This is a genomic window from Stenotrophomonas sp. YJH_SMC_65 (assembly GCF_059369475.1).
This window is the reverse complement of the sequence record NZ_JCAFSR010000006.1, coordinates 248,697-268,918: the sequence shown is the minus strand read 5'-3', so window position 1 is coordinate 268,918 and position 20,222 is coordinate 248,697. Positions and strand designations below refer to the sequence as shown.

The window sequence follows — 20,222 nt, the reverse complement described above, 5'->3', positions numbered from 1 at the left end:
GCATGGAAGCAACGTCGCGCCGTCCTGGCGCGGCTACGCATGCGGACGCGAGGGGAAAATTGTGAAGCGAGTTGCTGCTTGGCAGTGCCGTGTTGCTACGGCACTGACGCTGTGCGTGGTCGCAGGTTCGGTCTCGGCAGTCGAGCCCTACCAGGAATACCGCAAGCTCATTGAGTCCGCCCAGAACCTGACGGCGCTGAAGGATGATCTTTTCGGCGAGAGCGTCAGCCTCTACAACGGCAAGACTGAGTTTGCCGTCACCGACGTCAGCCTGCCAGGCAACAACGCCCTGCCGGTGCAGATGCGGCGCCGGTTCAGTGTCGAGATGGACCTGGTCGGGAGTGGCAGCTTCAACGCCAGTCTCGATGGTGTGGGCGGCTGGGAGGTCGACACGCCGTACATCACCGGCATGTTCCCCGGCGCGAGCGCCTGGCTGAACAATCGTTGCAGTGGCGACATGGTGCCTCAGTGGCCCATTTCCTTCCGGCTCAACGAAGTCTGGCAGGGCAACATGATCCATGTCCCGGGTGGTGGTGATCGCACCATGTTGGGGGCCTGGAACAACACGCCGATGCCGACAGACGGCGTTGCACGCAAGTGGAGCACCTCGCATCGCGATGCCATCGACTGTATTCCAATGAAGTCGGGTCTGGCTGGCGAGGGCTATCGGGTCAGGACCACCTCGGGCGAGTCGTACTTCTTCGATACCGCGTTCACGCGCTTTGGCGGCACGCTGGAGCGCTCGGGCGGCGAAGGAGACAGGACCAAGATCGCTCGCACGCGCATCTACCTCATGGCCAGCCGTGTAGAGGACCGGTCGGGCAACTGGGTACAGTACGAGTACAACGGCAACGGTCACCCGACCCGGATCTGGTCCAGCGATGGCCGCGAGATCACGCTGGCCTACAACGGCACGCTTCTGGTGTCGGTGACTGCCGCGGGCCGTACCTGGAACTATGGCTACGGTCAGGTCGAAGGCCAGAACCGCCTCACCGCAGTTACCCAGCCCGATGGAAGCACTTGGTCCTACGCCTACTCCAGCGCGCTGCGCGCCTGGGAGAAGGTGAACTGGGACGGCAACAGCAACGAGACCTGTCAGGAGCAGCCGCCGGAGCGTGACGGTACGCTGGTCATGACCATCAAGCATCCGTCCGGTGCGATGGGTGAGTTCCAGTTTTCGAATGGTCGCCAGTACCGCAGTGGCGTCCATGCCAGCGAGTGCATCCGCCGGATCGCACAGTCGGCGTACTACTACGAAATCGTCACCCCGTTTTTCTACGACGTAGTCTCGCTGAGAGCCAAGAAGATCTGGGGACCGGGCCTGCCGAAGGTGCTGCAGTGGAGCTATGACTATGGCAGCGGCTACGAGCCGCTCTGGGGCGGCGTGGGCGGTGCAGCCATCTACCCCTGCACGACCTGCAAGAAGGAAAAGCAGGTCACGATCTCAAATCCCGACGGAACCCGCACGGCCTACCGCTATGGCTCGCAGTACGCGCTGAATGAAGGGCGGCTGCTGGGTAGCAGCGTCATTGACGCGGCCGGGAATGTGGTCAAGAGCAGCACCTCGGTCTACATGACCGAAGACGAAGTGAAATCACAGCCATTCGCCCCGCTTCACGGGATGATCTACAGTGGCGACGAGCCGAGCACAGCTCAGGTGCGGCCGGTCGTGGCCGAGGCCATCCAGCAGGATGGCGTGACCTACCAGACCAGCATATTGTTGTTCGATGATCTGGCTCGCCCGTTGCGTGTCAATAGCGCCAGTCCTTTGGGCAGCCGCACCGATGCCACTCAGTATGCGGACGACCGAAGTAGATGGATTCTGGGCGCGACCGCGAAGGTCACCAACGAGAATACCGGCGTGGTGGTCGAGCAGACGACGTTCGATGGCCTGATGCGCCCCACGGAAGTGCGTTCGTACGGGTTGTTGAAGCAGGTACTGGGCTACAACCCTGACGGAACCGTGGCCATGGTGGATGACGGTCGTGGCAATCGCACTACGCTTTCCGGCTGGAAGCGCGGCACGCCACAGCAGATCCAGTTTGCCGACGGCGCTGTGCAGTCGGCGGTGGTGGACGACAATGGCTGGGTCAGCAGCGTTACCGATGAGAACGGTGCAACCACCCAGTACGGCTATGACGCAATGGGACGCATGGCCACCATCGACTGGCCGGCGGGCGACAGTGTGGCTTGGGCACGTACGACACAGAGTTTCACCGCCATCAACGGCGACGAGTACGGTATCGGAGCGGGTCATTGGCGGCAGACCGTCGCAACCGGAAACGCGCGGCGCAACGTCTATTTCGATGCCTTCTGGCGTCCGCTGCTGACTGAGGAATATGACGAGTCCTCGCGTGGCGTGACCCAGCGCTACCAGAGGTTTGCCTACGACGAAGCGGGTCGGCAGGTGTTCGCCTCGCACCCTGGCGAGTCTGCTGTGCTGAGTACAGGTACATGGACCGGCTACGACGCGCTGGGGCGACAGACCTCGGTGTCCGTCGACAGCGAGGCCGGTCTGCTGACATCGCTGACCAGTTATCTGGCGGGTGGCGGCTTGAAAGTGGTCGACCCCAAGGGCAATACGACGCTGACCACTTTCCAGGCGTTCGGTGCGCCGTCGACGGAATCCCCGGTGTCGATCATTCACCCGGCGGGCGCGTTCACCGATATCGATCGCGACATCTTCGGCAAGCCGCGCTCGATCGTGCGCCGCAACCAGGACGGCAGCGCCCGGATTGCCCGCAATTATGTGTATGACGGTCATCAGCAGCTCTGCAAGAGTGTGGAGCCGGAGACCGGCGCAACGCTGATGGGTTACGACGCAGCGGGCAATCTTGCCTGGAGCGCAGCTGGCCTGGACCTTTCCAGCACCACGGCATGCGACGCTGATGCTGGACCGGTTGCGGCCCGCAGGATCGTTCGTGGCTACGATGCGCGCAATCGGCTGTCGACACTTGCGTTCCCGGATGGGAATGGCAACCAGGGCTGGACGTATACAAGGGACGGCAAGCCGGCCACGGTGACCACGGCAAACGATGCGGGGACGACGCAGGCGATCAACACCTATACCTACAACAAGCGTGGGTTGTTGACGGCCGAAACCTCCAGTGACAGTACCCTCGGCATCCAGTCGCTGGGATATGCCTACAACGCCAATGGCGCACTTTCAGGCCTGACCTATCCGAGTGGGCGCTTCGTTGACTATGCGCCCAACGCGCTGGGCCAGCCGACCAAGGCGGGAGGCTACGCCTCAGGGGTGACTTACTACGCCAATGGGGGCATGAAGCAATTCACCTATGGCAATGGCATCGTGCACACGATGGCGCAGAACCAGCGCCAGTTGCCTACCCGGGTGGTCGACAGTGCCGGAGCGCTGGACACGACCTATGAGTACGACGCCAATGGCAACGTCGCGCGTATCGTCGACAATCTGGACGGGCAGCGCACGCGCACCATGGCCTACGACGGACTGGATCGTCTGATTCAGGCCACCTCGCCTTCGTTTGGCGGAGATGGCGTGTACCGCTACACCTACGATGCTGTGGACAACCTGCGTTCGGCCGCGCTGACCGGTGTCAAGGATCACGTCTATTGGTACGACACCCATAACCGGCTTACCAACGTACAGAACAGTGGAGGCGCCACCACTCTGGGCTTGAGCTACGACGCACAGGGCAACCTCTCCAGCCGCAACGGCGTCGGCTACAGCTTCGACTTCGGCAATCGCCTGCGCAGTGTGGCCAGCGCGGAGCGATACCGATACGACGCACATGGCCGGCGCATCCTGTCGGCGGGCGCCAATGACGGTGCCACCATTCGATCGCTGTACGGCAACGACGGTGTGCTGCGCCGGCAGGAAAATGCCCGGGAGGGCCGCAATACCGAGTACATCCACCTCAATGGCAGCCTGGTGGCGCAGGCCATCCAGGTCGTCGCGCCGGTTACGCCGGTCCTGACCGCGCCCGCGTTCAGCAACAACGGTGCCTATGCACTGCAGTGGACGGCGGTGTCTTACGCCAGCCGTTATGAACTGCGAGAGCAGGCAGCTGGCGGAGCTTGGGCCACGATCTACAACGGCGCCGAACGTAGCTGGAACACGTCCGCGAAGGCGGAAGGAACGTTTGGCTATGCTGTCCGCGCTTGCCAACAGGACAGCTGCAGTGGCTGGTCGGCGACGGCCAGTGTCGTGGTGCAGCGTCCTCCTGCGGCAAAGGCTGCTGTAAGCGCGCCCGCAACGGCATTCAATGGCAGCTACAGCATTACTTGGACGGAAGCGGCGGGCGCGGCAACCTATCGCCTGCAGGAGCAGGTGGGAGCGGGCGCCTGGCAGACGGTGCAGGAGAGCGCGGCGCGCAGTCTCGCGGTCTCCGGCAAGCCGGCCGGGACGTATGGGTACCGGGTCTTTGGCTGTAACCCAGCGGGCTGTGGTCCTGAATCAGATGTTGCCCGGACCCAGGTGATCTATCCGCCTGCAGCGGCACCTTCGCTCAACGTGCCGGGGCAGAGTCTCGATGGCAACTATACGATTGCGTGGAGCAGCGTCGACGGCGCATTGCGCTATGCACTGGAGGAGAGCTTCAACAATGGTGCATGGGCACAGGTTGCCTCACTGGCCAGCACCAGTCAGGCATTCGGTGGCAAGGGGACCGGCAATTATGCCTACCGCGTCCGGGCCGGCAACGATGCGGGGTGGGGCGTGTACTCGGCGACGAGTGTTGTTTCAGTGATCCGGCCACCGGCACCGCCCAGCCTGAGTGCGCCCGCAGGAACCTCGTCGGGCAGTGTCACGTTGAATTGGACGGGCGTTGCCATGGCGGCCAGCTACCTGCTGGATGAGAGTGTCAATGGCGGAACCTGGACGGCGGTCCAGAACGACGGTTCGACCCAGTCGCAGCGCAATGGTCTGGTGTTCGGCAACTACGCCTATCGCGTAAGGGCATGCAACATCTCTGGCTGCAGTGACTTCTCCAACACGGTGGTCGTCGCTTCCAATCCGCCCCCGGGTACGCCGCAGTTCATTCATTCCATCAAGTCGCAATGGAAGGAAGGGCGCGCCACCAAAATCTCCTGCGAGGTGAAGTGGACCAGCATGCCGGGTGCAACCAACTACGAGATGATGGCCTACGGCGGAAGGCTCGAGTATTCCGGTCCGGAGAGCTCAATCGAAGCTCAGGGCGCGGTCTACTGCGCGGAAGTACAGATTGTGCGCGCCTGCAATGCCAGCGGTTGTTCAGCCTGGTCCAACCCGTATCCGCAGAGCGTTGTGGATTACGGCGACCTGACCAACCCTCGGTGACCTGAAAATGAAGATCAAGAAAATTCTGGTTGGTGTCGCTGTTCTGTTGGGACTGTTGCTGGGCACAGTGAGTGTTTCGGCGCAGGAGATCGTCCAGTATGTGCATACCGACGCGCTGGGTTCCCCGGTTGCCATCTCTGATGCCAACGGCGCGATCGTCGAGCGCACCGTTTATGAGCCCTATGGTGCGACCGTAGGTGATGCGAAGGGGGATCGCCCGGGATTCACCGGGCATGTGTCGGACTCGGCGACGGGTCTGACGTACATGCAGCAGCGGTACTACGATCCGTTGGTCGGGATATTCCTATCGACAGATCCGGTCGACGTGGGCTTGGACAACGGAGCCCTATTTAATCGATACATGTATTCGGCACTGAACCCCTATACTTTCGTTGATCCAGATGGCCGCTGCACTGGCTCTAGAATCACGAATAGTGACGGTACTTGTAAGAGTACCGGTGGGAACACGACGGCCACTGGGCCGACATCATCTGACTCCGCGATTCCGAGGGCGCCATCCTCTGGCTCATCTCCGAGCGTGGCATCTGGCGGAGAATCAAACTCCAACTGGCAAGAGATAAAGTCGCGTCTTGGCTTGTCGGGAGATTTGACAAAGAATGGAAACATCTTTGACGTCGGTGCCCTTTTTCATGATATCGCGATACCCGCAATGTACTCGCGGGGCGGCGGAGGGCTGGCTTCTGTTCCTGCTGCAATTCCAATGCTTGCTCGATTCAATTTTGCGGTACGAGCAGAGCATGTATTTAGAAGCGCCGCAGGGCATGTGAATCCCACTACGGTTGCTTCACAAATGAGATTTGTTGGTCTTTTCCAGCGTGTCAGCTCAAACCCGGCGAACCTAAGGGTGGATGCGGTTGCCGCGCGGCTAATGACGCAAGATGCAGCCTCTGCCGGTGTCAGTACGTACACTCAGACGATGAGGGGAGGGGCGCAGGTTTGGGTTCATGTGCGGAATGGTGAGATAGTCAACGCAGGCGTTAATGCCGCCGGAAAGGTAAGATGATGATTGATTCTGATGAATTGACTGATGTGGCGAAAACTCTTGCCTGGTACAAGAGTAATTTCTTCGAGGGCTGTGAAGAGAGCTTTGTTGCGGATTTTATGGTTTTTTGTTGGCAGGCGGTTGATCCCGGTCGCGTTGCTTCGCTGGATTTAGATGATGAAACTGTAGATGCATGCGCCGACATGCTCTCTGAGTTGAAGCTCTTTGTTGATGAGAGATGCGGGGAATGGGGGGCGCCTGCTTTCTGGAGGCGCTATATCGATTGGGCGGACTACGCCGCAGATTTTCCGCTTGATGAGTGCAAGCGGTTTATGCGAGAGACTGTTGGTTATCTTGAGCCTTCATTTTTCGTATTTACGACCACCGGCGGCACTGAGATGAGGTCCGAAGCAATGACGATTTTTGCCGAATACTCGCAGTCCCGCAAGGCGCGGGCTGCCTATGTTCGATCGGTAATTGAAAGTCGGCTGACGACTGACTCCTTCTATCAGCGATCCCGTTGATTCTCTCTGTCGCGAGATGCGAGAAACTGCTGCTGCGGTCGTCGTTCGGCTTTGTGGTCAGGGCAAAGCCGATATGTATGCTTCGCGCGGTCGATGTCGCCGGGCATGGCCCGGTCCACAGAGCATCTCGGCGCTTAACGCTAACGCTTAATGCCTTACGGCGTCGCCGGCACCACCTGCTGGCCAATGAAGTTGCGCTTGGCGTCGAAGTCGTACGCGATCTGCAGCTGGCCCACATCCGGGCAGGCGTGGCAGTCGCGCAGCGGCGTGCGGTACAGCAGGCGGACGCCACCGTTCTCCAGCGGCGTGGCCCCGGCCGACTGCGCCGGTGCGAACGGCGTGGCCTGCGGGTGGTCCTTCAGCAGGGCCTGCACGGCGGGGTCGGCACGCAGGGTGTCGTCCAGCTGCACGGCATCCACATCGATGCGCTTGCCGGTGGCGTCGACCAGGCGGGTGCCCTCGTTGGTGTTGGCGCGGAACGGATACTCGACCGTCGCAATGCCCAGGCCTTCGTTCTCGTGCCAGGCCGTCACGTAGGCCAGCTCGCCCCCGGTGGACAGCTGTTCGGCGGCGGTGATCGCATCGGCGCTGGCGCCGCCGGCGCGCATCGCATCGCGCAGGCAATCACGCGTGGCGGCGTTCTCACCCTGGCGGCAGGCGTTGAGGTCGCCATCCCACACCACGGCCTCGCTCCAGCGCAGCTTGCCGTCGGCGGCGGCCTTCTCTGCGCTGGGCGTGTCACCGGCAGGTGGCTCCTTGCCCGGTTCCGGTGAACGGCCCTGGCAGGCGGTCAGCAGCGCAAGCCCCAGGGCAGGCAGCAACAGGCGGGAACGGCGCATGGCGTGGACCTCGTGCGTTGTCTGGAGGCCCAAGTATCGTCAAGGCCGGGTGAACTCCACGTCGGCGCGGCATACTAGCGGCTCATTGCATACGCTGGAGTGTGGGACGTGGGCAGTCTGCAGGGCAAAACGCTTTTCATCACCGGTGCCTCGCGTGGCATCGGCCTGGCCATCGCACTGCGCGCTGCGCGCGACGGCGCCAACGTGGCCATTGCGGCCAAGTCGTCGGTGCCGAATCCGAAGCTGCCGGGCACCATCCATACCGCGGCCGAAGCGGTGACGGCGGCAGGCGGGCAGGGCCTGGCCCTGAAGTGCGACATCCGCGAGGAGGAGCAGGTACACGCCGCAGTTGCGGCCACGGTCGATACCTTCGGTGGCATCGACATCCTGGTCAACAATGCCAGCGCGATCTGGCTGCGTGGCACGCTGGATACGCCGATGAAGCGCTTCGACCTGATGCAGCAGGTCAATTCGCGCGGCAGCTTCCTGTGCGCGCAGGCCTGCCTGCCGTACCTGCTGCAGGCGCCGAACCCGCACATCCTCACTCTCGCGCCGCCGCCGAGCCTGGAACCGAAGTGGTGGGGCGCGCATACCGGCTACACGCTGGCGAAGATGGGCATGAGCTTCGTCACGCTCGGCCTGGCCGCGGAATTCGGCCCGCAGGGTGTGGCGGTGAACGCGCTGTGGCCGCGCACGGTGATCGCCACCGATGCGATCAACATGATTCCGGGCGTCGATGCGGCCGGCTGCCGCACGCCGCAGATCATGGCCGATGCTGCGCACGCGGTGCTGGTGCGCGAGGCGGCGGGTTTCCACGGCCAGTTCCTGATCGACGATGACGTGCTGGCACAGGCGGGTATCACCGATCTGTCCGGCTATGCGGTGGATCCATCGCGTCCGTTGTTGCCGGATCTGTTCCTGGAATGATCGCGCGTCGCCGGCAGAGGCCGAGGGCTGCGACCTTCGGCCTGCTGCGCTAGAATGCGCGGCTGTAATCGTTTTCAACAAGGACGTGAACCCATGTCACGCACTCTTTCCGTCGCGGCGCTGGCCGCTTCGCTGTCGATTGTCCTGGCTGCCTGCGGCGGCAAGGCACCCGCAACCACTGGCGACGCCGGCCCTTCCAGCACGCCCGACGCCAGCGCGGCGCCGTCCGACGCACAGCAGCAGTTGACCGCCAAGCTCAACGCCTACATCGGCTGCTTCAACACGCTTGATTCGAAGACCCACGGCAGCATCGAGTCCTATACGCGCTGGATCAAGGACGTCGAGGCCGGCCCGAGCGGGCGCGAGACCCAGGTGTACGGTCCGTTCGAGATCAGCGATTACGACATGAAGCAGTGCGATGGCCCCGTGACCGAGGCGATGGCTGCCAAGCCGGCGCTGGCTGAGCTCGATGCCTCTGCTGGCCATTACCAGCAGGCGCTGAAGGCACTGGTGCCGCTCAGCAAGGACGCGCACGACTATTACGATCGCCAGGACTACGAAGACGACCAGTTCGCCAAGGGAAAGCAGCTGCACGCGCCCTTGATGGCCGCCTTCAAGGAGTTCGTGACTGCCAGCGAAACGTTCAACGCCGAGCTGGAGCGCCAGAACGACGCCGCCCAGCGCGAGCAGCTCAAGGTATTGGAACAGGCCGAGGGACGCACGCGCGAGTACTACCGTCTGGCAATGATGCTGGAAGCCAAGGCCATCATGGATCTGATGAGTGAGGATGACTTCGATCAGGCCAAGGCGCGCGAGCGCCTGGATGCGTTCAACCGCATTTCCGACGAAGCGCATGCGAAGGTGGCTGATCAGGAGCCGGGCAAGCTGGACTGGAACAGCTTCGAGCGTGAAGCCGAGAACTTCCGTCGCGAAGGCAAGGAGCGGCTGCAGCGCGTCAGCGAGAAAAAGCCTTACAGCGATTTCGAACGACGCATGCTGGATTCGCCCTCGATGGCGCCGCGTGGCTCCGCCAACAAGCTGATGCAGGAATACAACGCGCTGGTTTTCCAGAGCAACCGCCAGTAGCGAAGCTCAACGTTATTTTTGTCGCGATCGAGCAGGATGATTGCGACATGACGCGCCCCGCAGCCCCGAATGCCAGCACCTTCCCGAGGTGCTGGAGCGCGCGCCCGCGCCATGCATGAAGATGCCTGCAGTTTTCACTGGTGCAAGGAACTGATTTGAACGCATCCACACGCCTGATTCCCGTTCTCCTGCTTGGCGCGCTGGCCGGCTGCAACAACCCGGCGGGGCTGGCGGTCGCCGACCCCGGGCTGGGGAAGGTGAACGCCTACATCGAGTGTTACAACGGCGTCGAACAGCCCATCCGCGAGGGTTTCCAGACCTATACGGGCTGGATGAAGGATCCCGAGGCCGGCCCGACCGGCAAGGAAGCGCAGCCGCGTTCACCCGGCAAGCTGTTGTCGCACCGGGTCGACCATTGCGGCCAGCCGCTGACCGATGCGCTGGCAAAGACCCCTGCCACGCCGCTGGATGCACCAGCGCGACAGTACCAGCGGGCATTCCAGGCACTGAACACCCTGATCGAGCGTGCCGATGGGTACTTCACCCGCGAGGACTATCGTCGCGATGGTGGCGAAGGGATGCGCAGCCAGCATACCCCGCTGATGCAGGCCTATGCTGATTTCTTCAAGGCCAGCGAAGCGATGGATGCTGCGCTGGAAAAGAACGAGAACGATCGCCGCGCCGCCCAGCTGAAGCAGATCGAGGAAAGCGAAGGCCGCTCGCTGGCCTATTACCACCTGCGCCTTGTCGGCGATGGCAAGCAGCTGGCGATGGCGTTCCAGAGCGACGCACCGGACGTTGCGGCGTTGCGCGGCCAGCTGGCCGACTATCAGGCGCTGGTGACGGAAATCCAGAACAGTGGTGTCGGCAAGGACGACCCGATGTGGGGTCATGTGCAGCGTTCGGCCGACAAGCTGGTGCGTACCGCCGGTCGCGGTGTCGAGCGTCTGGAGCAGAGCAAGCCGATCACCGCCGATGCGTTGGCCGCCGAGCGCAAGGCGTCGGGCAGCTGGCTCACCACCGATCCTGAGGGCGCGCAGTCGACGATCCTGGATGCCTACAACGACCTGGTGACCACCAGCAACCGCATGCGTTGAGGAGGATCCACGCATGGCGTGGAGCTACCGGGGGTAGTGCCGGGTCACGCCCGGCACGCACCCTGCGGGTTTGGTAGTGCCGGCCGCTGGCCGGCATGTGCCTCAATAGCTGAATGCATCCGGTAGTTCACCCCCGCACTTGCGGCAATGCCGTGCATCCGGCTCGTGGCCTTCCAGCCCGCAGTGCGGGCAGCCACGCGCATCGCGGCGCGCGGCCAGCTCGGCTTCACGCATGGTGCTGGCCAGCTCCGCGGTGTAGATGCCGGTGGGCACGGCGATGATGCTGTAGCCGATCAGGATCAGCACCGACGTGACGAAGCGGCCAAGCACGGTCTGCGGCACGATGTCGCCGAAGCCGACCGTGGCCATGGTCACCACCGCCCAGTACATGCTGGCCGGGATGTTGGTGAAGCCGTGTTCGGGGCCCTCGATCACGTACATCAGCGCGCCGGCGATGATGGTGATGGTGATCACCGTGAACAGGAACACCAGCACCTTGCGCCTGCTGCGCCACAGCGACGTCATCAGCACGCCGCTTTCCTCGATGTAGCGGGTCAGCTTGAGAATGCGGAACACGCGCAGGATGCGCAGCGCGCGTACCACCAGCAGGCTCTGCGCGCCAGGAATGAACATCGACAGGTAGGCGGGCAGGATCGACAGCAGGTCGATGATGCCCCAGATGCTCACCGCGTAACGCAGCGGACGCTTGACCACGGCCAGCCGCAGCAGGTACTCGGCGGTGAAGATGATCGTGAAAGCCCATTCCAGGATGTACAGGCCGGTGGACCATTCGGCATGCAGGTGCTGCACGCTGTCGATCATCACCACCAGGATGCTGGCGACGATCGCCACTACCAGGATCAGGTCGAAATTGCGCGAGGGCCGCGAGTCGTGGCGGTAGATGATGTCGAACCACCGGCGGCGCCAGCCGGTCTCGGTGGCGGGGTTCAGCTGGGGGGCAGAAAACGGTCGCATGGGCGCATTGTGCCGCAGGGGTTCCGGCGCGAGAATGGGGATTCCTGAACCCTGCCGACTGCCATGACCGCCGCTACCGATCCGCTGATCTCCCTTTCGCACTATTACCTGCCGGTCTACAAGCCCCGTCAGGTGGTACTGGAGCGAGGCCAGGGCGCCCGCGTGTGGGACAGCCAGGGCCGTGAGTTCATCGACCTGGCCGCCGGCATCGCCGTGTGCGGGCTGGGCCACAACGATCCGGACCTGGTGGCCGCACTGGTCGAGCAGGCCGGCAAGCTCTGGCACACCAGCAACGTGTTCTACAGCGCACCGCCGCTGCACCTGGCCGAGGAGCTGGTGAAGGCCAGCCGCTTCGCCGAGCGCGTGTTCCTGTGCAACTCCGGCGCCGAAGCCAACGAAGTGGCGATCAAGATGGTCCGCAAGTGGGCCTCCAGCCAGGGCCGCCCGGCCGACAAGCGGGTGATCATCACCTTCCGTGGCAGTTTCCACGGCCGCACCCTGGGCGCGGTGACCGCCACTGCCCAGCCGAAGTACCAGGAAGGCTACGAGCCGCTGCCCGGCGGCTTCCGCTACATCGATTTCAACGATGAAGTACAGCTGGAAACCGCGATGGCCGCCGGCGACGTGGCGGCGGTGATGCTGGAGCCGATCCAGGGCGAGGGCGGCGTGATGCCGGCCAAGTCCGGTTTCCTCAAGCGCGTGCGCGAACTGTGCGACCAGCACAACGCACTGCTGGTGCTGGACGAGATCCAGGCCGGCATGGGCCGCACTGGCACGCTGTTCGCGCACTGGCAGGACGACGTGGTGCCGGACATGGTTACCCTGGCCAAGGCACTCGGTGGCGGCTTCCCGATCGGCGCGATGCTGGCCGGCCCGAAGGTGGCCGAGACCATGCAGTTCGGCGCGCACGGCACCACCTTTGGTGGCAACCCGCTGGCTGCTGCGGTGGCCCGCGTGGCGCTGCGCAAGCTGGCCTCGGCGGAGATCGCCGCCAACGTCAGTCGCCAGTCCAAGGCGCTGCGCGATGGCTTCGCCCGCATCAACGACGAGTTCGGTGTGTTCAGCGACGTGCGTGGTCGTGGCCTGATGCTGGGCGCGGTGCTGAGCAAGGACTTCGCCGGCCAGGCCGGTGCGATCCTCGACCACGCCGCCGAGCAGGGCCTACTGACCCTGCAGGCCGGCCCGGACGTGCTGCGCTTCGTGCCTTCGCTGAACATCACCGACGAAGAAGTGGCCGAAGGCCTGAAGCGCCTGCGCGCGGCGATTGCCGCGTTCATCGCCGCGCGCTGAGGCCATCATGCCGGGGTCGGACCCCTCTCCTGCGGAGAGGGCTCTGACCCCGTTGCTGAGGAATGCCCGTAGAGCCGAGCCCATGCTCGGTTCATCGCGATGCCAGGCCACAGCAGCCGAGCATGGGCTCGGCTCTACAGTGGTTCACGCAATCCGGTAGCGCTTCAACACCTTGCCCAATCCCCGGCCATCGCGCACGGTTTCCGCGTGCAGGCCGGCAGCGCGCGCGCCACGCACATTGGCGAACAGGTCATCGACGAACAGCGTGCGCGAAGGTGCCACGCCCAGCGCTTCCAGCGTGCGCAGAAACACCGCCGGCGCCGGTTTGCGCAGGCCGAAATCCGCACTGCAGAACACGCGCGCCTGCAGGGCAGGAAACAGTTCCGGCAGCAGGGTGGGCAATGCCTGCTGCATCAGCGCGCCGTTGTTGGTCAGCACCGCGATTGGCAGTTGCAGGGCCTGCAATCGTTGCAACACGGCCGCCTGAGGATGGCTGGCGGCCCGTCGCGCCGCGGTCCATGCAGCCACATCGACAGTCGTGCCCAGAAGCTCTCCCAGCTGCGCCAGATAGGCCGGGCCATCCAGCGTGCCATTGTCATGCGCTGCTTCCAGGCCGCTGTCGTACAGCGCGGCCTGTACGGCGTGCGTCGGAACCTGCAGTGTCCGGGCCAGATGCAGCACGCGTTGCCCGCGCTGGTACTGCACCAGCACGCCATCCACATCCAGCAGCAACAGGTCGATCCGCATCGGCTGAGCATGCCATTGCGATGAGTGCGCGGGAAACCCTGGAGCTGGCATGCGACAGACGGTCGCAGACGGCGCCGCAGGGGGCTGCCTAGAATGGCGCTTGAATCCGCAGGAGATGCAATGATGAAGGCTTGGAGGGTGGCAGTGGGACTGGGTGCGCTGATGCTGGCGCCGTCGGCGATGGCGCGGGTGTGTGCGGTGAGCATCGACAGCACCGACCAGATGAGCTTCAGCAGCCGCGAGATCAAGGTTGCCGCTGATTGCACCGCCGTGGACCTGACCCTGCGCCATACCGGCAAGCTGGCGGTCACCGCGATGGGCCACAACTGGGTGCTGACCCGCAGCGCTGATTACCAGCCGGTGGCGATGGCGGGCATGCGCATGACCCTGGCTGACAGCTACCTGCCGAAGGCCGACAAGCGCGTGCTGGCGCACACCAAGGTGATCGGCGGCGGCGAGACCACGCGCGTGCGTTTCTCTACCCAGGGCCTGCAGAAAGGTGGCGACTACACCTTCTTCTGTTCGTTCCCCGGCCACTTCGCGATGATGAAGGGCAAGTTCCTCTTCGGTTAGAAAAAAAGGGGACGGAGGGGATTAAGTCGTTTGTGCACAAACGACTTAATCCCCTCCGTCCCCTTTTTGCGATCAGCCCTTGGTGGCCTTGAACGCCACGCGTGCAGCGGCGAGGGTGGCCTCGATCACCGCATCGTCGTGCGCGCTGGACAGGAAACCGGCTTCGTACGCCGACGGCGCCAGGAACACGCCCTGGTCCAGCATCGCATGGAAGAAGCGGTTGAACGCCGGGATGTCACAGGCAGTGGCCTGCGCATAGGTCTCCACCTTCTCGCTGGTGAAGAACAGCCCGAACATCGCGCCCACGCGGGTGGTGGTCACGGCCACGCCAGCTTCGGCGGCGGCCGCTTCCAGGCCGGCACACAGGCGCGCGGTGCGCTCGGCCAGGTCGGCGTGGAAGCCCGGCTGCTGGATCAGTTCCAGCATCGCCAGGCCGGCGGCCATCGCCACCGGGTTGCCGCTCAGCGTACCTGCCTGGTAGATCGGGCCGGCCGGGGCGATCTGCTGCATCAGCTCGCGGCGGCCACCGTAGGCCCCGACCGGCATGCCGCCGCCAATGATCTTGCCGAAGGTGGTCAGGTCCGGGGTGATGCCGTAGTGCGCCTGCGCACCGCCGAGGGCGACGCGGAAGCCGGTCATCACCTCGTCGAAGATCAGCAGTGCGCCATGCTTCGTGCACAGTTCGCGCAGGTGCTGCAGGTAGCCCTCGCGCGGCGGGATGCAGTTGGCGTTGCCGACCACCGGCTCGATGATCAGGCCGGCAATGTCGTCACCCTGCTGCGCGAACAGCGCAGTGGCCGCTTCGAAATCGTTGTAGGGCAGGGTCAGGGTCAGTTCGCTCAGCCCGGCCGGGACGCCCGGCGAGGTCGGCACGCCCAGGGTCAGCATGCCGCTGCCGGCCTTGACCAGGAACGAGTCGCCATGGCCGTGATAGCAGCCTTCGAACTTCACGATGCGGTTGCGGCCGGTCGCACCACGCGCCAGGCGGATCGCCGACAGCGTGGCCTCGGTGCCGGAGTTGACCATGCGCACCATCTCGCACGACGGCACCAGGCGGGTGATGGTCTCGGCCATGGTCACTTCGGCTGCGCACGGCGCGCCGAAGGACAGGCCGTTGTCGATCGCCTTCTTCACCGCCTGGCGCACGGCCGGGTGGTTGTGGCCGACGATCATCGGGCCCCAGGAACCGACGTAGTCGATGTAGCGGTTGCCGTCGACGTCGTACAGGTAGGCGCCGTCGGCGCGCTCGACGAAGAACGGTTCGCCACCGACCGATTTGAACGCGCGTACCGGCGAATTGACGCCGCCCGGCAGCAGTTGCTGGGCGCGGGAGAACAGGGCGTGGGACTGGTCGTGGTTCATGGGGCTTTCCTGGGCGTTACGCGAACTGGGCGAGGTAGGCGCGCTGGGTCGCGACCGGGTCTTCGGCGGCGAACACGCTGCTGACCACGGCGACCAGATCGGCGCCGGCGTCGATGATGGGACCGACATTGTCCGGCGTCAGGCCGCCGATCGCCACCCGCGGCACGCCCAGTGCGGCGCTTTGCCGCAGCAGGTCGGTATGCGCGCGGCTGCTGGTGACCTTGGTCGTGGTCGGGAAGAACGCGCCGAAGGCCACGTAGCTGGCGCCGGCGGCCACGGCCTTCTCTGCATTGGCAAGCTGGTCGTAGCAGGAGGCGCCGATGATGGCCTCGGCACCGAGCAGGGCGCGTGCGGTGGGGATGTCACCGTCGGTGCCGCCCAGGTGCACCCCCGCCGCGCCAACGGCTTTGGCCAGCGCCGGGTCGTCGTTGACGATCAGCGGCACGCCGTGTTCCGCGCACAGCGCCTGCAGGGCGGTGGCCTGCTCCCGCCGCAGCGCGTCACTGGCGGTCTTGTTGCGGTACTGCAGCCAGGTGGTGCCAGCGGCCAGTAGCGGCGCGGTACGGGCCAGCAGGCGTGCGGTATCGGGCTCGTCCGGGGTGATCAGGTAGACGCCGCGGGGCGCCGGGGAAGCAGAAGTCATCGATGGCTACCGGTGAGTGGACCGCGATGGGACAATGGCGGCCCGTGAATCCAGCCCTGATTATCCGATGAGCGATGCCACCCCCACCACCTTGCGCACCTGGATGTGCGTGGTCTGCGGCTTCCTGTACAACGAAGCGGAGGGCCTGCCGGAGGAGGGCATCGCGCCGGGGACGCGCTGGGAGGACATTCCGGAGACCTGGACCTGCCCGGACTGCGGGGTCACCAAGGCCGATTTCGAGATGGTCGAGGTCGATTGATGAGGGTAGGTGTGGACCGTTGGTCCACACCCCGGCACCCTCAATGCAGCCGCGGCATCGGTCCGCCGAGGTCGATCAGCTTCTCGCGCAGCCACTGCGCATCACTGGCTTCCGGGTTGCGCTTCAGGTACTGCCCCAGATCGTGGCGGGCACCGGCCAGGTACTCCAGTTGCAGGTAGGCCAGGCCGCGGTCACGCAGCGCATCGTCCTGCTCCGGGGCGAGCTTCAGCAGGCGGTCGGCACTGCGCGCGGCGCGGTCCCATTCGCCGGCCTCGGCATACACGCCGTGCAGGTTGCGCAGCATGCGCATCAGGATCGCGCGCGCCGGTGCCGGGTCCAGAATCTGCGCCAGCACCTGGTCGTCGGGCATCTGCCCGCCCAGGTGTGACTTGGCGCGTTCGCGCAGTTCGTCCACGTCCAGCGGGCGACCACCATTGAACGGGTCCATCACCAGCACGCCGTCGTCCACCGGCAGGCGCACCAGGAAGTGGCCGGGGAAGGACACGCCGTCGAGCGGAATGCCCAGCCGCCGCGCGACTTCCATCTGCACCAGCGCCAGCGAGATCGGGTTGCCCAGCCGGCGCTCGAATACCTGGTTGAGGTAGCTGTTGCGCGGGTCGTAATACTCGTCGTGGTCGCCGCTGTAGCCCAGCTCGTCGAACAGGTGGCGGTTGATCGCCGCCATCTTCAATGGACTGTTGTCGATGCTCTCCACTTCCGAGCGGAGGTGGTCGACATGGCTCTGGATCAGCGCATCGTAGGTCGACGGCTGCAGATCGGGGTATTCATCGCGCGCGATCAGCAGCGCGGTCGGCAACAGTGGCAGCGCCTCGTCTTCGAGGTCGGCCAGTGCATCCCAGTCGGGGAGTGTGATCCGGTCCTGCATGGCCACAGACTGGCGTCATTCGCAGGCCGTTTCAAGCGGTGCCGCGTGAAAAATGCAGGGGTCAGATCCCTTTCGCGTGCGAAAGGGATCTGACCCCTGCAGGGTTGCCGGCCAGCGGCCGGCACTACTGCGGGTGCCGGGCGCGGCCCGGCCGTACCTTACTTTTCGATGCCCGGGCCGAATTTCAGCTCCGTGCCGTCCTTCAACTGCAGCTTCTCGGCCTGGCCGGCGTTGAGTTCCAGCACGTAGCGCGCCGGGCCACCGCTGGGGTAGGGCGGGCACATGTCGCCGGCCGAGCACGGCGGTACGTCGCGCTGCTGGCTGACCAGCCTGCGCTGGCTGTCGAAGTACAGGATGTCCAGCGCGATCCTGGTGTTCTTCATCCAGTACGCCTGCATTTCTTCGCGGTCGTGGATGAACAGCATGCCGTGGTCGGCCGCCATCTGGTCGCGGAACATCAGCCCGCGCGCGCGGGTTTCGTCATTGGTGGCCAGCTCCACCTGGTAGCGGGCGCCATCCAGCTCGACCCAATGGCGGGCCGCGTCGGTGGCACAGCCGGCCAGGGCCAGCAGCGGAAGCATCAGCAGCGAACGCAACAGCGACATCGTCAGGATCCTTCGGAAGGGTCAGAGCACGACCGGCGGCTCGCCGCCGACGATCACCACGTCGGCGCGACGGCGCGCGAACAGGCCCACGCAGACCACGCCCGGCAGTTGGTTGAGCTCGCGCTCCAGCTTTTCCGGATCGGTGATCTGCAGGTTGTGGATGTCCAGGATCTGGTTGCCATTGTCGGTGACCACGCCTTCGCGCCAGGTCGGCTGGCCGCCGGTCATGTCGCGGATCTGGCGGGCGACCAGGCTGCGCGCCATCGGGATCACTTCCACCGGCAGCGGGAACCTGCCCAGCACCGGCACCTGCTTGCTCGGGTCGACGATGCAGATGAAGCGCTCGCTGGCCTCGGCGATGATCTTCTCGCGGGTCAGTGCGGCGCCGCCGCCCTTGATCAGGCACTTGTTCGGATCGCACTCATCGGCGCCGTCCACGTACAGCGACAGGTTGCCGCTGTGGTTCAGCTCGATCACTTCGATGCCGTGCTGCTTCAGGCGCGCGGTGCTCTGCTCGGAGCTGGACACGGCGCCCTTGATGCGGTGCTGGATGCGGGCCAGGGCATCGATGAAATAGGCCACGGTGGAACCGGTGCCGACACCGACGATCATGCCGTCTTCGACGTATTCGATGGCTTTCTCGGCGGCCAGGCGCTTGGCTTCGGACATGGGAGAACTCTCAGGCAGGGAATCAGGATTTCTTTTCCAGCGACAGCAGCAGCTTCCACTGCGCGGCGGTCACCGGGAACACCGACAGGCGGTTGCCCTTGGCAACCAGCGGGAAGCCTTCGCCCAGTTCCTCGGCGTGCAGCTTGATCTCGTCCAGCGCGATCACCTGCTTCAGCTTGCGGTCGAAGGCCACGTCCACCAGCATCCAGCGCGGGTTCTCGCGCGTGCTCTTGGGGTCGTAGTAGTCGGATTTTGGATCGAACTGGGTGTCGTCCGGATAGGCGGTGCTGGCCACCGTGGCCAGGCCGACGATGCCCGGCACCTTGGTATTGGAGTGGTAGAACAGGATGCCGTCGCCCACCTGCATGCCATCGCGCATGAAGTTGCGCGCCTGGTAGTTGCGCACCCCGTTCCAGGGTTCGACCTTGACCTTGGCCAGGTCATCGATGGAGAAGGCGTCCGGTTCGGACTTCATCAGCCAGTAGCGCTTGCGGGCGGTCATGCGTTCACGGGGGCAGCGGAGGGGAACAGGGTGCCGTCTTCGGTGCAGATCGCATCCACCGGCACGTCCCACGACGCCACCGGCAAGGACTCGACCTGCTGCACCGCGAACGCAGCACCGACCAGCCAGGGCGGCGCCGGCCGGTCATGGCGGAAGGCGAAGCTGCGATCATACCAGCCGCCCCCCATGCCCAGCCGCCGGCACTGTGCGTCGAAGCCCACCAGCGGGGCCACCACCAGCGCCATCTGCGCCGGTTCCAGCGTATCGTCCAGCGCTACGTCCGGTTCGGGAATGCCGTAGCGGTTGCTGGTCAGCGCCTGCCCCGGCCGCCACGGCGCGAAGCGCAGCACCTCGCCGGCCAGCACCGGCAGGCAGTAGGTGAGGCCTTCGGGCAGTTGCAGCTGCCAGCGGTGCAGGGCGATTTCGCCATCCAGCGCCCAGTAGCCGGCCACGGCGCCTTCGCGTGGGGCGAACGGCAGGGCGAGCAGGGCATCGGCAAGGGATTCGGCGGCAGCAATGCGCTCACCGGCGGAAAGGTCGCGGCGGCGTTGCCGCAGGTCGTGGCGCAGGGCCTGGCGCGGGTCGGTCATGGCAGCGTGCGGCAAGGATCAGCCGCCATTGTGCCGGAAAGAACAAGGGCGACGCCCGAAGACGCCGCCCTTGCTGGAATATTGCATTCTCCGCAATGTCGATGCATGCGAAACGACCTTGAACCCGGGGGCTCAAGTGGGAACGCTGGAGAACCATCGGGCTTCCCGCTACAAGGCGGACCTGCACTCCCGGCGCTGTCGCGCTCCCGGTGTCGTTCTTAAGGGACAAGGCGAATGTTTGCACATGCCGTCGAGTACCGCAGAGAACGCGTGGCCATTATAGCCAGCGTGCAGGATCTGGATAGGCCGTTCGTCGGCAACAGTCCGTGCCAATTCAGATATGCGAAAA

The 20,222-nt window shown here is 64.6% G+C and carries 19 protein-coding genes and 1 other RNA gene; 9 read left to right on the top strand and 11 right to left on the bottom strand.

What is annotated here, in order from left to right:
- The first annotated feature begins 61 nt into the window (after positions 1 to 61).
- The 3 genes from AC5P7A_RS13505 to AC5P7A_RS13495 are packed head-to-tail and all read left to right on the top strand — an operon-like array spanning position 62 to position 6,823.
- On the top strand, positions 62 to 5,296 hold the full coding sequence (locus AC5P7A_RS13505; protein ID WP_136191768.1) for an RHS repeat domain-containing protein: 5,235 nt from the start codon (positions 62 to 64) through the stop codon (positions 5,294 to 5,296).
- 7 nt (positions 5,297 to 5,303) lie between these two features.
- Positions 5,304 to 6,320: an RHS repeat-associated core domain-containing protein gene (locus AC5P7A_RS13500; RefSeq protein ID WP_080053011.1), complete on the top strand. Its 1,017-nt coding sequence runs from the start codon at positions 5,304 to 5,306 to the stop codon at positions 6,318 to 6,320.
- Positions 6,317 to 6,823: a hypothetical protein gene (locus tag AC5P7A_RS13495; protein ID WP_041863781.1), complete on the top strand. Its 507-nt coding sequence runs from the start codon at positions 6,317 to 6,319 to the stop codon at positions 6,821 to 6,823. Before AC5P7A_RS13500 ends, AC5P7A_RS13495 begins: the two co-directional genes overlap by 4 nt.
- Before the next feature lie 155 nt (positions 6,824 to 6,978).
- Here AC5P7A_RS13495 and AC5P7A_RS13490 read toward each other — a convergent pair whose 3' ends face one another.
- A complete protein-coding gene (locus tag AC5P7A_RS13490) occupies positions 6,979 to 7,662 on the bottom strand; it encodes a hypothetical protein (protein WP_032956036.1) in 684 nt (227 codons plus the stop codon).
- A 108-nt stretch (positions 7,663 to 7,770) separates the two neighbouring features.
- On the opposite strand from AC5P7A_RS13490, the gene AC5P7A_RS13485 reads away from it, so the two are divergent.
- From AC5P7A_RS13485 to AC5P7A_RS13475, 3 genes are all read left to right on the top strand, one after another.
- The gene (locus AC5P7A_RS13485; RefSeq protein ID WP_014648303.1) at positions 7,771 to 8,589 is read left to right on the top strand and encodes an SDR family oxidoreductase; all 819 of its coding nucleotides are present in this window, start codon (positions 7,771 to 7,773) and stop codon (positions 8,587 to 8,589) included.
- Positions 8,590 to 8,682: 93 nt separating this feature from the next.
- A complete protein-coding gene (locus AC5P7A_RS13480; RefSeq protein ID WP_495220206.1) occupies positions 8,683 to 9,675 on the top strand; it encodes a YiiG family protein in 993 nt (330 codons plus the stop codon).
- Positions 9,676 to 9,830: 155 nt separating this feature from the next.
- Complete coding sequence (locus AC5P7A_RS13475) at positions 9,831 to 10,772, top strand: YiiG family protein (protein WP_495220205.1); 942 nt, start codon at positions 9,831 to 9,833, stop codon at positions 10,770 to 10,772.
- A gap of 102 nt (positions 10,773 to 10,874) precedes the next feature.
- Here AC5P7A_RS13475 and AC5P7A_RS13470 read toward each other — a convergent pair whose 3' ends face one another.
- Positions 10,875 to 11,747, bottom strand: coding sequence for an ion transporter (locus tag AC5P7A_RS13470; RefSeq protein ID WP_495220204.1), 873 nt, complete (start codon positions 11,745 to 11,747; stop codon positions 10,875 to 10,877).
- Positions 11,748 to 11,810: 63 nt separating this feature from the next.
- Here AC5P7A_RS13470 and AC5P7A_RS13465 point away from each other — a divergent pair, with 63 nt between their 5' ends.
- A complete protein-coding gene (locus tag AC5P7A_RS13465) occupies positions 11,811 to 13,037 on the top strand; it encodes an acetylornithine transaminase (RefSeq protein ID WP_049440495.1) in 1,227 nt (408 codons plus the stop codon).
- Between the two features lie 144 nt (positions 13,038 to 13,181).
- Here AC5P7A_RS13465 and AC5P7A_RS13460 read toward each other — a convergent pair whose 3' ends face one another.
- Complete coding sequence (locus AC5P7A_RS13460; protein ID WP_014648298.1) at positions 13,182 to 13,784, bottom strand: HAD-IA family hydrolase; 603 nt, start codon at positions 13,782 to 13,784, stop codon at positions 13,182 to 13,184.
- 123 nt (positions 13,785 to 13,907) lie between these two features.
- Between AC5P7A_RS13460 and azu the strand changes: the two genes are divergently transcribed.
- Positions 13,908 to 14,357 carry an azurin gene (gene azu, locus AC5P7A_RS13455; protein ID WP_032956045.1) on the top strand — a complete coding sequence of 150 codons (450 nt, stop codon included), beginning with the start codon at positions 13,908 to 13,910 and terminating at the stop codon, positions 14,355 to 14,357.
- A gap of 72 nt (positions 14,358 to 14,429) precedes the next feature.
- On the opposite strand, the gene hemL is transcribed toward azu, so the two are convergent.
- Positions 14,430 to 15,719, bottom strand: coding sequence for a glutamate-1-semialdehyde 2,1-aminomutase (hemL, locus tag AC5P7A_RS13450; protein ID WP_049407023.1), 1,290 nt, complete (start codon positions 15,717 to 15,719; stop codon positions 14,430 to 14,432).
- Between the two features lie 16 nt (positions 15,720 to 15,735).
- Positions 15,736 to 16,362, bottom strand: coding sequence for a thiamine phosphate synthase (gene thiE, locus AC5P7A_RS13445; RefSeq protein ID WP_481453252.1), 627 nt, complete (start codon positions 16,360 to 16,362; stop codon positions 15,736 to 15,738).
- A gap of 34 nt (positions 16,363 to 16,396) precedes the next feature.
- Here thiE and AC5P7A_RS13440 point away from each other — a divergent pair, with 34 nt between their 5' ends.
- Positions 16,397 to 16,621: a rubredoxin gene (locus AC5P7A_RS13440; protein WP_075076014.1), complete on the top strand. Its 225-nt coding sequence runs from the start codon at positions 16,397 to 16,399 to the stop codon at positions 16,619 to 16,621.
- A gap of 40 nt (positions 16,622 to 16,661) precedes the next feature.
- On the opposite strand, the gene AC5P7A_RS13435 is transcribed toward AC5P7A_RS13440, so the two are convergent.
- From AC5P7A_RS13435 to ssrS, 6 genes are all read right to left on the bottom strand, one after another.
- The gene (locus tag AC5P7A_RS13435) at positions 16,662 to 17,507 is read right to left on the bottom strand and encodes a SirB1 family protein (protein WP_024957828.1); all 846 of its coding nucleotides are present in this window, start codon (positions 17,505 to 17,507) and stop codon (positions 16,662 to 16,664) included.
- A 158-nt stretch (positions 17,508 to 17,665) separates the two neighbouring features.
- Positions 17,666 to 18,112 (bottom strand): DUF192 domain-containing protein, encoded by a 447-nt coding sequence (locus tag AC5P7A_RS13430; protein WP_014648292.1) that lies wholly within the window; start codon positions 18,110 to 18,112, stop codon positions 17,666 to 17,668.
- Between the two features lie 21 nt (positions 18,113 to 18,133).
- On the bottom strand, positions 18,134 to 18,781 hold the full coding sequence (gene rpiA / locus AC5P7A_RS13425) for a ribose-5-phosphate isomerase RpiA (RefSeq protein ID WP_014648291.1): 648 nt from the start codon (positions 18,779 to 18,781) through the stop codon (positions 18,134 to 18,136).
- 22 nt (positions 18,782 to 18,803) lie between these two features.
- Positions 18,804 to 19,283 (bottom strand): EVE domain-containing protein, encoded by a 480-nt coding sequence (locus tag AC5P7A_RS13420; RefSeq protein WP_014648290.1) that lies wholly within the window; start codon positions 19,281 to 19,283, stop codon positions 18,804 to 18,806.
- Positions 19,280 to 19,873: a 5-formyltetrahydrofolate cyclo-ligase gene (locus AC5P7A_RS13415; RefSeq protein ID WP_032956052.1), complete on the bottom strand. Its 594-nt coding sequence runs from the start codon at positions 19,871 to 19,873 to the stop codon at positions 19,280 to 19,282. Before AC5P7A_RS13415 ends, AC5P7A_RS13420 begins: the two co-directional genes overlap by 4 nt.
- A gap of 83 nt (positions 19,874 to 19,956) precedes the next feature.
- A non-coding RNA gene (gene ssrS, locus AC5P7A_RS13410) (6S RNA) lies at positions 19,957 to 20,142 on the bottom strand.
- Positions 20,143 to 20,222: the final 80 nt, after the last annotated feature.

Excerpts from the sequence above, each read along its gene's own strand:
- AC5P7A_RS13480 (WP_495220206.1), top strand. The coding sequence starts at position 8,683 with ATGTCACGCACTCTTTCCGTCGCGGCGCTGGCCGCTTCGCTGTCGATT.
- AC5P7A_RS13420 (WP_014648290.1), bottom strand. The coding sequence starts at position 19,283 with ATGACCGCCCGCAAGCGCTACTGGCTGATGAAGTCCGAACCGGACGCC.
- hemL (WP_049407023.1), bottom strand. The coding sequence starts at position 15,719 with ATGAACCACGACCAGTCCCACGCCCTGTTCTCCCGCGCCCAGCAACTG.
- AC5P7A_RS13430 (WP_014648292.1), bottom strand. The coding sequence starts at position 18,112 with ATGTCGCTGTTGCGTTCGCTGCTGATGCTTCCGCTGCTGGCCCTGGCC.
- AC5P7A_RS13465 (WP_049440495.1), top strand. The coding sequence starts at position 11,811 with ATGACCGCCGCTACCGATCCGCTGATCTCCCTTTCGCACTATTACCTG.
- AC5P7A_RS13470 (WP_495220204.1), bottom strand. The coding sequence starts at position 11,747 with ATGCGACCGTTTTCTGCCCCCCAGCTGAACCCCGCCACCGAGACCGGC.
- thiE (WP_481453252.1), bottom strand. The coding sequence starts at position 16,362 with ATGACTTCTGCTTCCCCGGCGCCCCGCGGCGTCTACCTGATCACCCCG.
- AC5P7A_RS13490 (WP_032956036.1), bottom strand. The coding sequence starts at position 7,662 with ATGCGCCGTTCCCGCCTGTTGCTGCCTGCCCTGGGGCTTGCGCTGCTG.
- rpiA (WP_014648291.1), bottom strand. The coding sequence starts at position 18,781 with ATGTCCGAAGCCAAGCGCCTGGCCGCCGAGAAAGCCATCGAATACGTC.
- AC5P7A_RS13435 (WP_024957828.1), bottom strand. The coding sequence starts at position 17,507 with ATGCAGGACCGGATCACACTCCCCGACTGGGATGCACTGGCCGACCTC.
- AC5P7A_RS13500 (WP_080053011.1), top strand. The coding sequence starts at position 5,304 with ATGAAGATCAAGAAAATTCTGGTTGGTGTCGCTGTTCTGTTGGGACTG.
- AC5P7A_RS13495 (WP_041863781.1), top strand. The coding sequence starts at position 6,317 with ATGATGATTGATTCTGATGAATTGACTGATGTGGCGAAAACTCTTGCC.
- AC5P7A_RS13460 (WP_014648298.1), bottom strand. The coding sequence starts at position 13,784 with ATGCGGATCGACCTGTTGCTGCTGGATGTGGATGGCGTGCTGGTGCAG.
- azu (WP_032956045.1), top strand. The coding sequence starts at position 13,908 with ATGAAGGCTTGGAGGGTGGCAGTGGGACTGGGTGCGCTGATGCTGGCG.
- AC5P7A_RS13440 (WP_075076014.1), top strand. The coding sequence starts at position 16,397 with ATGGCGGCCCGTGAATCCAGCCCTGATTATCCGATGAGCGATGCCACC.
- AC5P7A_RS13415 (WP_032956052.1), bottom strand. The coding sequence starts at position 19,873 with ATGACCGACCCGCGCCAGGCCCTGCGCCACGACCTGCGGCAACGCCGC.